At 27.1% G+C, this 14,974-nt stretch carries 16 protein-coding genes; 5 read left to right on the top strand and 11 right to left on the bottom strand.

Annotation, left to right across the window (positions count from 1 at the left end):
* Positions 1–282: 282 nt before the first annotated feature.
* A complete protein-coding gene (gene hypE / locus MBFIL_RS03480) occupies positions 283–1,293 on the top strand; it encodes a hydrogenase expression/formation protein HypE (protein ID WP_066971539.1) in 1,011 nt (336 codons plus the stop codon).
* A gap of 36 nt (positions 1,294–1,329) precedes the next feature.
* On the opposite strand, the gene MBFIL_RS03475 is transcribed toward hypE, so the two are convergent.
* Together MBFIL_RS03475 and MBFIL_RS03470 are read right to left on the bottom strand one after the other, a co-directional pair.
* Positions 1,330–1,704, bottom strand: a complete 375-nt coding sequence (locus tag MBFIL_RS03475; protein ID WP_066971537.1) for a hypothetical protein — start codon at positions 1,702–1,704, stop codon at positions 1,330–1,332.
* Positions 1,705–1,732: 28 nt separating this feature from the next.
* Entirely contained in the window at positions 1,733–2,077 is a 345-nt protein-coding gene (locus tag MBFIL_RS03470) for an Imm51 family immunity protein (RefSeq protein ID WP_157078632.1), read from the bottom strand.
* Positions 2,078–2,238: 161 nt separating this feature from the next.
* Between MBFIL_RS03470 and MBFIL_RS03465 the strand changes: the two genes are divergently transcribed.
* Entirely contained in the window at positions 2,239–2,640 is a 402-nt protein-coding gene (locus MBFIL_RS03465; protein ID WP_066971535.1) for an RDD family protein, read from the top strand.
* A gap of 93 nt (positions 2,641–2,733) precedes the next feature.
* On the opposite strand, the gene MBFIL_RS03460 is transcribed toward MBFIL_RS03465, so the two are convergent.
* Positions 2,734–3,216, bottom strand: a complete 483-nt coding sequence (locus tag MBFIL_RS03460) for a thermonuclease family protein (RefSeq protein ID WP_211261702.1) — start codon at positions 3,214–3,216, stop codon at positions 2,734–2,736.
* Between the two features lie 279 nt (positions 3,217–3,495).
* On the opposite strand from MBFIL_RS03460, the gene MBFIL_RS03455 reads away from it, so the two are divergent.
* Together MBFIL_RS03455 and MBFIL_RS03450 are read left to right on the top strand one after the other, a co-directional pair.
* A complete protein-coding gene (locus MBFIL_RS03455; RefSeq protein WP_066971533.1) occupies positions 3,496–4,179 on the top strand; it encodes a CRISPR-associated protein Cas4 in 684 nt (227 codons plus the stop codon).
* A gap of 476 nt (positions 4,180–4,655) precedes the next feature.
* On the top strand, positions 4,656–5,945 hold the full coding sequence (locus tag MBFIL_RS03450; protein WP_066971531.1) for a DEAD/DEAH box helicase: 1,290 nt from the start codon (positions 4,656–4,658) through the stop codon (positions 5,943–5,945).
* A gap of 159 nt (positions 5,946–6,104) precedes the next feature.
* Here MBFIL_RS03450 and MBFIL_RS03445 read toward each other — a convergent pair whose 3' ends face one another.
* The 8 genes from MBFIL_RS03445 to purC all read right to left on the bottom strand — a co-directional run bounded on the left by MBFIL_RS03445 (position 6,105) and on the right by purC (position 12,392).
* On the bottom strand, positions 6,105–6,917 hold the full coding sequence (locus tag MBFIL_RS03445) for a DUF7839 domain-containing protein (protein ID WP_066971529.1): 813 nt from the start codon (positions 6,915–6,917) through the stop codon (positions 6,105–6,107).
* A gap of 92 nt (positions 6,918–7,009) precedes the next feature.
* Positions 7,010–8,428: a single-stranded-DNA-specific exonuclease RecJ gene (gene recJ, locus MBFIL_RS03440; protein WP_066971527.1), complete on the bottom strand. Its 1,419-nt coding sequence runs from the start codon at positions 8,426–8,428 to the stop codon at positions 7,010–7,012.
* A 64-nt stretch (positions 8,429–8,492) separates the two neighbouring features.
* Positions 8,493–8,771 carry a signal recognition particle protein Srp19 gene (locus MBFIL_RS03435; protein ID WP_066971525.1) on the bottom strand — a complete coding sequence of 93 codons (279 nt, stop codon included), beginning with the start codon at positions 8,769–8,771 and terminating at the stop codon, positions 8,493–8,495.
* Positions 8,772–8,851: 80 nt separating this feature from the next.
* Entirely contained in the window at positions 8,852–9,637 is a 786-nt protein-coding gene (locus MBFIL_RS03430) for a uroporphyrinogen-III synthase (protein ID WP_066971523.1), read from the bottom strand.
* A 108-nt stretch (positions 9,638–9,745) separates the two neighbouring features.
* The gene (gene cobA / locus MBFIL_RS03425; protein ID WP_066971521.1) at positions 9,746–10,474 is read right to left on the bottom strand and encodes a uroporphyrinogen-III C-methyltransferase; all 729 of its coding nucleotides are present in this window, start codon (positions 10,472–10,474) and stop codon (positions 9,746–9,748) included.
* A 54-nt stretch (positions 10,475–10,528) separates the two neighbouring features.
* Complete coding sequence (gene purQ, locus MBFIL_RS03420) at positions 10,529–11,182, bottom strand: phosphoribosylformylglycinamidine synthase subunit PurQ (protein WP_066971519.1); 654 nt, start codon at positions 11,180–11,182, stop codon at positions 10,529–10,531.
* A 46-nt stretch (positions 11,183–11,228) separates the two neighbouring features.
* Positions 11,229–11,477, bottom strand: coding sequence for a phosphoribosylformylglycinamidine synthase subunit PurS (gene purS, locus MBFIL_RS03415; RefSeq protein WP_066971518.1), 249 nt, complete (start codon positions 11,475–11,477; stop codon positions 11,229–11,231).
* Positions 11,478–11,648: 171 nt separating this feature from the next.
* The gene (gene purC, locus MBFIL_RS03410) at positions 11,649–12,392 is read right to left on the bottom strand and encodes a phosphoribosylaminoimidazolesuccinocarboxamide synthase (RefSeq protein WP_066971515.1); all 744 of its coding nucleotides are present in this window, start codon (positions 12,390–12,392) and stop codon (positions 11,649–11,651) included.
* Between the two features lie 714 nt (positions 12,393–13,106).
* On the opposite strand from purC, the gene glmS reads away from it, so the two are divergent.
* A complete protein-coding gene (gene glmS, locus MBFIL_RS03405) occupies positions 13,107–14,915 on the top strand; it encodes a glutamine--fructose-6-phosphate transaminase (isomerizing) (RefSeq protein ID WP_066971514.1) in 1,809 nt (602 codons plus the stop codon).
* Positions 14,916–14,974 lie beyond the last annotated feature (59 nt).

Here is a 14,974-nt window from a genome sequence, read left to right as displayed (position 1 = left end):
ATTTAGTCAAATTTAATATTTAGTCCTAAGTTATATTTATTCTATGTTTCATAAGATTTATAAATTTTATTATAACTTCAACATGAACCTCAAATTTAAATATTTAAAAATTTATACTTAATGTAAAATAATATAATTATACTTAATATAATATAAATTAATAGAGTCATAGGTATTAATTAGATTACAAGTGTAGTTTAATATTCGCAGATATTAATTAGATTATAATATATTAGATTATAATATATTAGATTATAATATTAATGGATTACAGGAGATATTATGAAAATTGGAATGTCACATGGTGCTGGTGGAGAAGTTATGGGAAAACTGATATCTGAAACTATTTTGAATAACATAACTAAAAAAGAAGTTAATGGAGGAATAGGTTTAGATTCCCTTGATGATGGTGCCACAATCCCTTTAGGTAATCATGAAATTGTAGTGACTACTGATGGACACACAATAAATCCATTGTTTTTTCCTGGAGGGGATATTGGTAGGATTTCAGCAGCAGGAACCATTAATGATGTTTCAGTTATGGGTGCAAAACCACTAGCTATTACAAATGCTATGATCATAAGAGAAGGATTCGATATTGATGATTTAGACAAGATTATCAAGTCTTTAAATGAAACATGTATGGAATGTGATGTTGGAGTAATAGCTGGAGACACAAAAGTAATGGAACAAGGAAAAATTGATGAATTAGTTATGGTAACTACAGGTATAGGAATAGTTGAAAAAGGAAAAGCAGTTAGGGACTCTACACTCCAAGTAGGAGATAAAATCATAATAACGGGGAGTGTTGGGGATCATGGAATGTCTTTAATGTCTTTTAGAGAAGGTTTTGGTTTTGAAACAGATCTTAAATCAGATGTAGCTCCTATGTGGGGAATTGTTGAGAAAGCACTTGAAATTGGAGGGGTAACTGCGATGAAAGATCCTACTCGTGGAGGACTCTCAAATGCAATTAACGAAATGTCAAATAAGTCCAATGTAGGGGTTCTTCTTCAAGATGAATTGATACCTGTTAAAGAGCAAGTTAAAGCAGTTTCTGACATGCTTGGAATAGATCCATATGAAGTAGCAAATGAAGGAAAGGTCTTAATGGGAGTTAAAGCAGATTTGGCTGAAGAAACATTAAAAGCTATTTCTAAAGATAAATATGGGAAAGAAGCTCAAATAATTGGTGAAGTAACTAATGATAAACATGTTTTAGTTGAAACTCCAGTTGGAGGAGTTAGAATACTAGAAGCTCCAATTGCGGATCCAGTTCCAAGAGTTTGTTAAATGTATCCTTTAACTTTATCATTTTATTCTTTAACTTTATTCTTTATAACTTAAAATTACTGTTGCATATTTATTGTATCCTGAACTAGAATTAACTACTTTCCCATCCTTTAAAATTGATACATCTAGAGGTGCTGTAGTATTGGCAGTTGATGGGGATTTTTTATTCGCTGTTACATGAACATTATTTGCAGGTCCTATATTAAATGTTTTGCTTCCACTTCCATAATCTGAAAATGTTTTATTAGAAACAATGATCACATGCCATGTTGTACCTGAAATTTCAACTTGATATCCTTTAAATTGACTTTTATTTGTTTTTACATCATTATTTGGAGTATTGCCAAATATTCCAAATCCGACTATAATTATAATGACTATTATTACTATAATTCCTATTACTTTTTTCATATTATGCCCTGGTTACTTTTTAACTCTATTAATCCAATTCTGCTTTTAAAAAGAGGTTTTTTATTAATTCTTCATCTTCACATGCTTCATGAAATTTAACAGCAAATTCCTTAAGTGCTTTTAAATTCTTTGAGTAAACGCAAAACATACTTCCTTCAGGATCAAATCCAATATCTTCTTTTAAATGAGGAACTTCTTCATTTAAGAAAACTAATGCAAGTGATCCCCAATCATATCCATTCCCTTCAAAACCTTCATCTGCTCTTAATTCAAAAATACTATTTAAATACTCGCCAACATTTAATATAAGTGATCCACGATCTTCATATTCTAAAAATCTAAATGGTTTTATTATTTCATTAATATCTATCATTGTATATCATGCCCTTAATTCACATTTTTAAATTATTTATTGATTAATTTATATATTCTATTATAAATTTACAATTCTATTGTAATTTAAATATATTTATCATAATTTAAATAATACTTATTACAAATTTAAATAGTAATTAAACATCTGAGTTGATATGTATGGTAAGTATATTTAAAAAGAGAATTATAGCGTATATTGCTGATTTTTTTGTTATTTCGGCATTTCTATGGATTTTTGCTCAAATATTAGCATTTATTGTAATTCCACATTCTATGTTTTTGATTTACAATTATTTTATTTATTTATTGCCAATAATAATTATTGTTTACTTTGTTTTACTTGAAAAAATAAAAGGAACTACTGTTGGGAAACATTTAATGTTTTTAAAGGTCAAATCTAATACAGGAGGTTCTATTTCTTTTTTTCAAGCTATTTTAAGAAATATATCTAAGTTATATTGGTTACCTATTATTTTAGACATTTTAATTGGATACTTAACTGGTGGATCTAAAGATAGAATTTTAAATAAACTTTCAAAAACAAATGTTGTTGAGGAATAGCTATTATAATTATATAATTATAAAATAAATAACTATTAAATAATAGCTATTAAATAATAGCTATTAAATATAAAATGGGCTATTTTTTTAGCTTTAATTGTATTTTCCAAACCCTTTTTGGAATTCTGATGGTGGAATGTATAATACTTCTGCATAATTTAATTTAAGAAGTTCTTTATTTATATTAACTCCATTAACATATACAATAGCTAAAATTCTTCCATATTTATCTTTATTTTTTTTATTATCAATATCTAAATAGAGTGTTTTTCCAAGACATTTACCTTTAATGTAATCTTTTGCTTCTTGGTATCCTGATTCATTTCTTTCAGGGGTATCTACTCCCACAAGGCGAATTCTTCCTACTCCTTCAACATCAAGAGTATCTCCATCTACTATATAATCACAATAACCTTTTACCTCGTATTTAACTTTTGTTTGATTGTTAGATTCATTATTTGAATTATTTTGAGTTGGAAGAGGTTTTTCACCTGAAATTTCATTTGTAGTTTCATTGTTCTCTATAAAACTATAAACACTGTTAGTATTAGCTATAAAATGGCTTGAAAACATCATAGTTGAGAATATAATAGCTATAATAATAAATATCAATTTTTTTGAAGAATTTCCTTTCATGTTATTTATATCTAGTTTTATTAATTTATTAATTTATTTGTTAACCATGCATCATTTCAAATATTAAATAAAATATAAGTTAATATAATTAAATGACTTATTACATCTTATTACATGATATTAAACTAATTAGTAAATATATTACTATATACTTACATATACTTACTACATAATTTAAATAATTATCATATCTGCTTAAATATTATATTTGGTGAGTTAATGAAATACAAACTTGTTAGAAATCGAAAGGAGCATAATCTTAAAAATCATGCTGAGATTAAAGGAATTCAAATTTTAAATGAAAAAAATTTATTTCCAATTAGTTGGTTGAACCAACAAGGGTATTGTGAATATAGTTTGTATTTAGAACATTTTAAGAAAATTGAAACTATGCCTACTCAAGCTATGGTTGAGGGGGTTAAAGAACATAAGAAACTTGAGGATAAATTTAATGAAATTGCAGTTGAATGTACATTTAGTGAAACACTTGGCTATTCTAAAGAAGAAAAGATTATATCTCGAGAATTTTTTGTTTTATCTGAAATTCATGGGATCATGGGTTATATTGATGAAATATGGATGATGCCTAGTGAATTTATAATAATTGATGATAAGCCAGGAAAGATACCTTATCACTCATTAATAAATCAAGTTTTAGCTTATGCTTTAGCTTTTAAATCAATGATTGGAGAGGATAATCGTAAAATTAAGGTGGCTCTTCGAGAGAGAGGTACTGATAATATATTTTGGATAGATGAATTTGATGAAAATAATGAAAATTCTATTAAATTTTTAATAAATAGGATGAATGGTTTATTTGAAGGAATAAAACCATTTATTCCAACAAAAAATAAAAATAAATGTAATAAATGTCGGTTTCAAAGCTACTGTGAACATTTTTAATTAAATAAGTTAATACTCTTCTTTATTTAACTCTTTTTTATTTTTCATTTTTAATCTTTAAAAGCGATTAATATAAATGGTAGTAATTACATAGTTTAAATGTTATTGATTATAACTAATTTTAGCATGAATTATAAATATATTTTTATTATCTTAATCATAATTATTAATAATTTTTATTTGATTAATATATGTATGTTTATTTGATTGAATTTATGGAATATTTATTCGTATTTTAATTAGATTTCTAATTTCATTGTTTAAATTTTAGTTTAATCGATTAATATTAAACTAATTATAATTATTTATTATTATATTATCACAATTATTTATTATTTGATTTATTGTTAGCTATATTGTATTAGATAATTCTTAATTTAATAATTCATAATATATGTTGATTAACACTATTTATGTTGTTTTTAATAATTATAAATTGTTTAAATGAATTATTACTTAAAAGGAAGAAGAGTAAAATGGAACAATTATCATTTGAAGATTTTGAAGTATCAGATAACATTAAAAATGCAATTAAAGATATGGGTTTTGAAGAACCAACTCCTATTCAATCTTTAACTATACCTGTTGCACTAAAAGGAGAAGATATTATAGGGCAAGCACAAACAGGAACTGGAAAAACAGTGTCTTTTGGAATTCCTCTATTAGAAAAGATTAACATAGAGGATAAGTCTCCTCAAGCTATTGTAATTTGTCCTACTCGTGAATTATGTATTCAAGTAGCTGAGGAGTTAGGACGACTTTCAGCCTCTATGAGAAAGCTTTATATTCTTCCAGTATATGGTGGTCAGCCTATTGGAAGACAATTACGTGTTCTTAAAAAAGGAGTGCATATAATAATTGGAACTCCTGGACGATTACTTGACCATATTAAAAGAAGAACACTGGATTTATCTGGAATACAAATAGCTGTTTTAGATGAAGCAGATGAAATGCTTGATATGGGATTTAGAGAAGATATTGAGGATATTTTGAGAAATACTCCGAAAAGTAGACAAACTTTATTATTTTCTGCAACTATTCCGAAAGCTATTAAAAGATTAGCTAATAACTTTCAAAACCATCCTAAACACTTAAGAGCATCTCAACATCATGTAACTGTACCAGAAATTGAGCAGTTCTATTTTGAAGCAAAAGAAAGAGTTAAGCTTGAAACTCTAGACCGTTTAATGGACATATATGACTTTAAACTATCTCTAGTATTTTGTAATACAAAAAGAAAAGTTGATAGGTTAGTAAGAGATCTTAAAAGTAGAGGATACCAGGTAGATGGTATTCATGGTGATATGCGTCAAAGTCAAAGAGATAAAGTAATGGGTAAGTTCAGAAAGGGTCAAATAGAAATCCTCGTTGCAACTGATGTTGCTGCAAGGGGAATTGATGTTTCAGATGTTGAAGCAGTTTTTAATTATGATGTTCCAAATGACAATGAATACTACGTTCATCGTATTGGAAGAACTGGAAGAGCTGGAAAAACAGGCTATGCATTTACTTTCGTTGCAGGAAAAGAAATATACAAACTACGGGATATCCAAAGATATGCTAAAACTAAAATTAAACAACAAAAAATACCTTCATTAAGTGATATTCAAAAAGTTAAATCTAACTTAGTTTTAGATAAAGTTGTAAATATTATAACTAATGAAAACTTGGATAAAAATATTAAAATAATTGAAAATTTAATGGAAAATGGATATAATTCCATTGATATTGCAGCAGCATTATTAAAATTAGTTAAAGAAGAATAAAATATCTAATAAGTTAGTATAATTTAGTAAAATAGATTAAAAATAAATATAATACTATTTTATTATTTTTTATTTTATTATTATTTTTTATTTTATTATTATTTTTTATTTTATTATTATTTTTTATTTTATTATTATTTTTTATTTTATTATTATTTTTTATTTATGTGCATCAACAATATTATATTTAATATTCTCATTATCTAGTCCTTTTGTAATACTTTTGGTCATGTTTCCTACTGATAAAATTAAAATATTTAGTCCTTTTTTAGCTGCAGATACACTTGAGGGGGTTATTGCAAATTCTAAATCTATTGGTAAATTTAATTTTGTTGCTACTGCACGAGATATTGTCCCCATAATTCCTACTTTATCAAATTTTGAATTTATTCCCCATTTTTCAAGTCCATCTTCATAGACAGTTTTTATTAAATCTAAGTCTGCTACTTTTGATCCTCCTTCTTTAATAGTTGGAAGTGTTATTATTACAATTTGCCCAGATTCTAAATCTATTACTCCAGTAAGGGATGTTAAAGCAACATCTTCATTAATATTTGTATCATTTAACACAATGGCATTTGCATTTTGTTGCTTTTTTGTTGCATAAAGAACTCCGTTATCCATGTAAATACCCACAGAATCATTTTTTTTAAGATTTTCTGTAGCTATTGCAGGCCATATGGATTTGTAGTAATTCATTGTTTCTAAAACATCATCGGCATAATTTTTAAGGTTCAATGCTTCTTTTTTAACCTTAACTATTCCTTTTTGAGTTATTTTGTATGGGGAACGTCCATCACTGGAACTGATGTATTCTTCATCAATCAGTGTTTTAATATTTTCTGAAACTGCTTGAACTGTAATTCCAAGTCTAAATGCAAGGTCTTTTTGGCGAAGGTGAGGCTCTTGTTTGGATATTTCACTTAATATCTGAAAATGAGTCATTGCACCTCTTTTTTTAAAGATTTTCATGATAGCTATCTCCTTAATATATTGTATATTATGTGTTAAGTTACTTTTTGTGTTATGATTATTTTTTCCTGTTATGTTTACTATTGTGTTTATTAAATTATTCCATTTAAACTTTCATTAAATTTCATTAAAAATTCTTCTTTCTTTTCTCCAGGAATATATGCTCCACAGGCAACAGAGTGTCCACCACCACTTCCTCCAACAGAATTAGATATTTTTCTTATTATGTTTCCAAAATGTATTCCATCATATGCAAGTAGTCTTGAACATCTTAAAGATACTTTTAAATCACTATTTTCCTCGCTTACTTCGGTAAATCCAATTATTGGCTTTCTCCAGTTTCCATAGCTAAGTATCATTCCAGCAATTGTTCCAACAACTGAACTTTTTATTCCATTTCCATCAAAATACTGTATATTTTCTTTTTCTATGATTAAATCATCATCTTCAATTTTTTGGATATTTTGAGCTAAGTATCGTTTATGGTCTTTTGATATGACTTCAAGTTCATCTAATGCAGCTATTCTATCTCCTTTAAGTATTTTAATCGCGATATCTTCTCTTTGATTTCTACTACATGCATTCATAGCTGTCGAAAATTCAGATGCATCTCTAAGAAAAGTTTTGTTTTCCTCTTGTAAAAATTCATAAGAATCAGCTGCTACAAGTTTTGGAACATAATGAACATATTTTTTTGGAACTTCTTTAGACAACATCTTTACAAGTTCTGAAAATAGCTTTCCTTTTTCTATATCAGTTAAATCACTTAAAGTTACAAATTTATCTCCATTTTTCCGTTTAATTCCAATATCTTTCATAAGTGCAATAGCTTCAGTTTTATTATTAGTTATAGGGAGATTAACATCGCTAAAATACGATAATGCTACAAATAATGGTCTAGTTTGACGACCATAAAGCGATAAGTCTTTAATGGATTGAACATAACCTTGGTTTATACTGTCATTGAGTATAATGGAGTTTAATCCTTCAAGAGTTCCATTTCTACTATTTTGCATATCTCCAACTGCGGATAGAACTCCAATCCAACTTAAATCAAGATAATCAAACTTTTTAGCTAAAAAATAGCTTATTCCTCCTCCAGAAACATAGTTGGAACCATCTATTCCATAATAAAGAGGGTTAATTTCTAAAAACTCATAAGGAACTATAGATCCATATTCTATCTTTCTTATTGGAGGGTGGTGATCGAGAATTATTATTTTAGATGATTTTTTTGCAAATTTATCAATATTCTGTCCAGATCCTAAATCTGAGAATATTGTTAATTCATGTTCCAACTCTAAATTTTCTAGTTTATCTAAACTAACAAATTCGCTTTCATGATTCTTTTCTTGCCGATCTAGCATAGTAGACAAAATAGCTCCTGCAGACATTCCATCACAATCAATGTGGCTGTATATTTTAATGTCTTCACTATTTTGAATAATTTCTTTAGCTTTTTCAAATGATTTATCCATTTCTTTTGGTATTTCTGTTAATGGCTCATTCATAAGTATCCATATTTGTATTATTCACTATATTTTGTTTTACTATGTTTTACGCTAATTTTTATTCTTATTTTTTTCTTGATTCTTTAATTTTTGAACTTATTTTGATTAAAACTTCAATTTTACTTAAATCTCCCTTTTCTACAATTATTCTACCTGAATTTTCCCACCATGATCTCGGATAAGATTTATCATCTTCTGTTTTAGGATTTAATTTAAGATTTCTCGCTGCTCTTGAAATTTCGGTTAAGCGAGGCTCTTGAATGCTATTTTTTTTAGCTATTTTTCTACCTTGATTTCTAGATCTTGTTGAATCTATATAAACTGGCCATATTATAGTTTCCATATTTATTTTTCCTCCTTTAATTTTTCCTAATTTTCTTTCATTGTACCATTAATGGATTAAATTATTTCAACTTATCTTAATTAAAGTGTTTCAAATAATAGTTGTATCATATCTTTTACAGTATATTTTTCAGGATATACTGCACTAATATTATATTCATTTAATATTTCATAAGTTATTGGACCAATAGCTACTGTTAATGTTGAAGTAGATAATTTATTAATTAATTCATCTTTTTGGTTGTCAGTAACTATTTTAAATAGGTTTTTTACTGTAAGGGGGCTGGTGAAAGTAATTGCATCTATTTCATCTGCTATTATTTTAGAGATTAATGTTTCGATTCTAAGAGTGTCTAATGGTATTCTTGATCTGTATGCTTCAGCTATTAACACATTAGATCCCATTTCTTTTAATTTCTCGGGTAATATTAATCTGGCATCTAAAGTCCTTGGAATTCCTATTAATTTTCCTGAAATATCAATATTTTTGAAAGATTCTACAATTCCTTCTGCAGTATAAACTTTAGGAACTAAATCAACATCTAAACCTTCTTTTTCAAGAGATTCTTTTGTTTTAGAACCAATAGCTCCAATTTTACAATTCTCATTTAGTTTACCTTTAAAATCAGGATAAAATGTAAGAATTGATTCGATAGATGTGGGGGATGTGAAAATTATCCAATCAAGTTTATCAAGGCTATTGATCAATTTTTTAAGGGTTTTAGAATTAGTTAATTCTAATTCTAATGTGGGAGCAATAAATGGTTCTGCCCCATATGATTTTACAAGTTCTACTGCTTCATTGATTCTATTAAAAGGTCGTGTAATAGCTATTGTCTTTTGTCTTTGATTGTTATTTTCTACCATTGTTATCACCATGTTATTAATAGAGTTATAGTAAGTAGGTTATAAAATATAATGGAATCAAGTAATATGGTTATAATAATATTATATTTATTATTAATATTATTCTACTTATTGTTGTGTATTATCATCTTTAAATTTTTTAATGGTTTTGTAAACTTCAATAACATTTCCAACTATCAAAATAGCTGGAGTGTTAATTTCTTTATCTGCAATATTTTCTAGTGTTCCAAATATGATTTTTTCATTAGGTAATGTTCCATTTTCTATTACACAAGCAGGAGTTTTTGGGTCTTTATGTTGCATAATTTCTTTGGTGTTTTCTTTAATATTTCCAATTCCCATTAATATGATTAAAGTATCTGCAGTATAGTCCCATTTCACTTGTTTCTCTTTTTTTGTAGGGTCTTCGTGACCGGTTATAACTGTAAATGATGTAGATATTTTTCTGTGAGTTAATGGCAATCCTATTGATGTTGGGACTCCTATAGAGGAGGTAATTCCAGGAATAACTTCAAATGAAATGTTTTCTTCAATTAAACTTAATATTTCTTCCCCACCTCTTCCAAATACAAAAGGGTCTCCACCTTTTAGTCTAACAACTATTGGATTAGTTTTGCCATTATCTATTAATATTTGATTTATTTCTTTTTGAGATTTATAATGTTGACCTGCTTTTTTACCAACATATATTAATTTAGCATCTTTAGCATGGTTTAGCAACTCTTCGTTTGCTAATCTATCATAAATAACAACATCTGCTTTGTTTAAAGCTTTAACTGCTTTTAAGGTAATAAGTTCAGGATCTCCAGGACCTGCACCAATTAAATAAACTACCATATTTTCACCGATTACTTTATTAGTAAGATTACTTTAACTAGTAAACTATAATCATTATTTTAAAATACCTTTAAAGAAGTTTAAACCATCACTTGAACCTAAAATATCTTCCGAAGCTCTTTCGGGATGAGGCATGACTGCACAAACTAATCCACTTTCATCACAAACTCCAGTAATTCCAAATAGTGATCCATTTGGATTTTTATCATTAAATTGAAGAACTATTTGGTCTTGGTCATTAAGTAAATCCATACCTTGTTCATCTATAAAATATCTGCCTTCAGCATGAGCTACTGGCATTTTAATAGATTCATTCTTTTTGAAGTATTTTGTAAATGGTGTTCTATTAGTTCTGACATTTAAATCAACCCATTCACAGTTAAATTTTGGATTTTCATTAACTGTAAATATTCCTGGAACTAATCCTACCTCAGCAAGTATTTGAGCACCATTACAGATTCCAAGAACTGGTTTTTCTTCTTTTGCAAGTGATTTAATTCCATCAATGATTGGTGTAATAGATGCAATTGCTCCTGCACGTAAATAATCTCCATAAGAGAATCCTCCAGGAATTACAACTGCATCTAAATAGCTAAGATCTTTTTTACTCCACCAAATATACTCTGGATTTCCTCCAGCAAGCTCTATTCCATGATAGACATCTCTATCACAGTTTGATCCTGGAAATTGTATAACTCCAACTTTCATTCTGTTATCCTCAATTATATTATTGTGATTAATTTATAATCAAAATTTAGCTATTCAAAATATTTATTTCATAATCATGGATTATTGGATTACAGAGTAGTCTTTGACACATGTCCTCTACTTCTATTTCTACTTTAGATGCATCATTTTCTTTAATTTGGAATTTAATGGTTTCAATAGTTTTAGTATTCTCTACCTTATATCCCAATAAATCTAATGCTCTTTCAATAGTACTTGCTTCTGGATTTAACATTCCTTTTTTTAATGAAATCTTAACTTCAACATCAAATATCATAATTATCACTATTATTGTTTTAAAGAAATTTTATCTAGTATTAAATAAATGTTGATTAAATGAATAGCTATTTTTAATAATTTTAACTATTTGAAACAAACTTTTGAAAAAGTTTGAACAAAAGCTATTACAAAATTTAAGCATTTTAAGCATGATGAATGCTTTTATTAATTAAATTTTCCATTTTTTAAGGTCATTTTCATCTACAATCATTGTACAAACTTGTTGGTAGATACTCATAACTTCATTTTGATTTTGACCTTGCCTAAATGAGTCTTTATCTAATGTTTTTAAGGTTTCAATGTTCCAGAATCTACATGTATCAGGACTTATTTCATCACCTAAAACAATGTTTTCCTTCAAGTCTTTTCCAAATTCAAGTTTAAAATCAACTAATAATATTCCTTTTTCTTTCAAAAATTCGCTTAATATTTTATTAATCTTTAAAGTTATTGTTCTTATTTGATTAAGCTCATCTTGCGTAGCTATTTTTAATGCAATAGCTATATCATCATTTAACATTGGGTCATGGTATTCATCGTTTTTATAATCCATCTGAATTATAGGTACTTTGAGTTTTTGAGCTTTTTCAAAAGGAAACTTTTTTAAAAGACTTCCAGTAGCTATATTTCTACATATAACTTCTAATGGTATCATTTTAAGATTTTTAGATAATATTGAGCAATTTTCAATCAGTTTAATGTATTGCGTGTTAATGTTAGATTCTTCAAGTATTTCAAAGAGTTTAGATGATATTAATGAATTATATTTTCCTTTTCCTTGGAAATTATCTTTTCTTTCTCCGTCTCCTGCGGTTATATCATCTCTAAACTTAACTATAACTTCATATTCATTATTGGTGCTATATATGTCTTTTGCTTTTCCAGAATATATTTTAGTTCCTATGTTTGTCATTATATCACAGAATTTACTATAGATTAATATTAATTTAAATAGCTTAAATATTTAAATTACATTTTTTAATACTTAGAGCTTTAATTAATATATAAATAAATTATTATCTACTAATTATCATAATATTCTTATATTTTGTATTGTTTTTATTTTATATATGTACTTATTACTATTACTAATAAATTATTGAATAGGATTATAATATGTTTTTATTAATATAATCTACATTACTGATGTAATATATATTTTTATATTGTATTTTTGTATTTAATCATTTATATTAATATCAAGTATATTTTAATATCTTCTTTAATAGAAAATTATAAATTAATAAAGAAATATATGTTAATATAGAAATTTATTAAATAAGAATTAATGTGTATTTAATAAGATATATAATTTTTAGTCATAGTAATTTCTTATTATATTCTTATCAAATATAGTATGATTAAATATCTAATGAATGAAAACATCTTAATAATGATTTTAATTGTTCTTATTGATTAATATTTTAATATAAATATATTTAGTATAATATGAATCATTTAATAGTAATATAAATCATTTAATAACTTACTTAAATAACTTATTTAATAAATTATTCAAATTTTAATATAAATTTTTTAAATTTAAAACTAAAACAGTATTCAATATTAATAATTGTTAATGGAGTCAATTTTTAATCTTTTGATTGTATTAATTGTGGTGTAAATTATGTGTGGAATCGTGGGATGTATTGTAAAAAATAAAGAAGTGGCTCCTGTTCTTTTAGAAGCTGTACGAAAATTAGAATATCGTGGTTATGATTCTGTTGGAATAGCTACTTTAAACAACAATGATGGGATCGATGTAAAGAAAGGTGCAGGTAAAATTGATGAAGTAGATTCAAACTTACACTTAGATGAACTTGAGGGAAATGTGGGAATTGCACATGTAAGATGGGCGACTCATGGAGAACCTAATAAAATAAATGCTCATCCTCATTTAGATTGTCATGATAATATAGCTATTGTCCATAATGGAATAATTAAGAACTATTCTGAAATTAAAGCTCGTTTAATTAGGGAAGGGCATGAATTTAAGTCTGCTACTGATTCTGAAGTGATAGCTCATTTACTTGAACATTTTACTAGCACTGGAATGGATTTTGAACATGCAATGATTGAGACATTAGCTAAAATTGAAGGGTCTTATGCAATTGCAGCAATATTCAACGGGGACAAAAACAAAATAATTGCAGTAGCTAAAAAAAGTCCACTTGTAGTTGGTATTGGCGATAAAGGAAATTTTATAGCATCAGATGTTCCAGCATTCTTAAAATACACAAATAAGGTTATTTTCCCCGAAGATAATGAAATCATTACATTAGAGAAGGATAGTGTAACCATAAAAGATTTAGATAACAATGTTCTTGATAAAGAGATTCATATTATTAATTGGACTGAAGAAATGGCTGAAAAGGGAGGATTTGGTCATTTCATGATAAAAGAAATCCATGAGCAAGCAAATGTAGTTAAGGATACATTATCTGGAATAGAGGATATTGAAAAAATAGCTAAAAATGTTGGAGATATTAATAGGATTTGTTTTGTAGCTTGTGGGACATCTTATCATGCAGCTCTAACTGGAAAATACTTATTTGAAGGATATGCTCAAATTCCAACAGATGTTGTATTGGCATCAGAATTTAAATATTCTGCCAAGTCATTAGATAATAAAACATTAGTTATTTTCATATCTCAGTCTGGTGAAACTGCAGATACCTTAAGTGCACTAGAACTAGTTAAAGGGACTTCTAAAACAATAGCTATTGTTAATGTCCTTGGAAGTAAAGCCACACGTATTGCAGATCATGTTATTTACACTAAAGCAGGACCTGAAATAGGAGTTGCGGCTACAAAAACCTACATGAGTCAATTAGTGTCTATTTATCTTTTATCAGCTTTTCTTGCTCGAGATAAAATTAATAATACTGAATTTTACAATGAATTACTTGAAAAATTAGAAAAAGTTCCAAAATTCATTGAAAACATACTTAACAATGAAGATAAGATTAAGGAGATAGCTATTAAATATAAATATCCTACAAATTTCTTTTTCCTTGGAAGAGGATTATCTTATCCTACTGCACTTGAAGGAGCATTAAAATTAAAGGAAATAACTTATATTCATGCAGAAGGCTATGCATCAGGTGAATTGAAGCATGGTCCACTTGCTCTTATTGATTATTGTGTTCCAGTTCTTGTTTTAGCACCAAAAGGTGATAGTTATTATCATACTTTAACTAACATGGCAGAAGTGCAAGCACGTGGAGCAGATGTAATTTTATTATGCTCTGAAGATGAAAATACTGAAGATCTCAATGTTTCTGATCTTTTTACCATTGACAGAGAAGTTGATGAATTAATAGCTCCATTAGTATATATTGTCCCTTTACAAATGTTATCTTATTATGTTAGTGTCTATCGTGGCTTAGATCCAGATAAACCTCGTAATTTAGCTAAATGTGTGACTGTGGAATGAATAATAAATTAAGTATTATTGCAAATTCTTTTTTTCAATTATTTTATAATTTCCACTTT

The organism is Methanobrevibacter filiformis, from assembly GCF_001639265.1.
In the GTDB taxonomy this organism is placed as follows: Archaea; Methanobacteriota; Methanobacteria; order Methanobacteriales; family Methanobacteriaceae; genus Methanacia; species Methanacia filiformis.
Note: the sequence above shows the minus strand (reverse complement) of the source record. Positions and strands in the feature narration are given on the sequence as shown.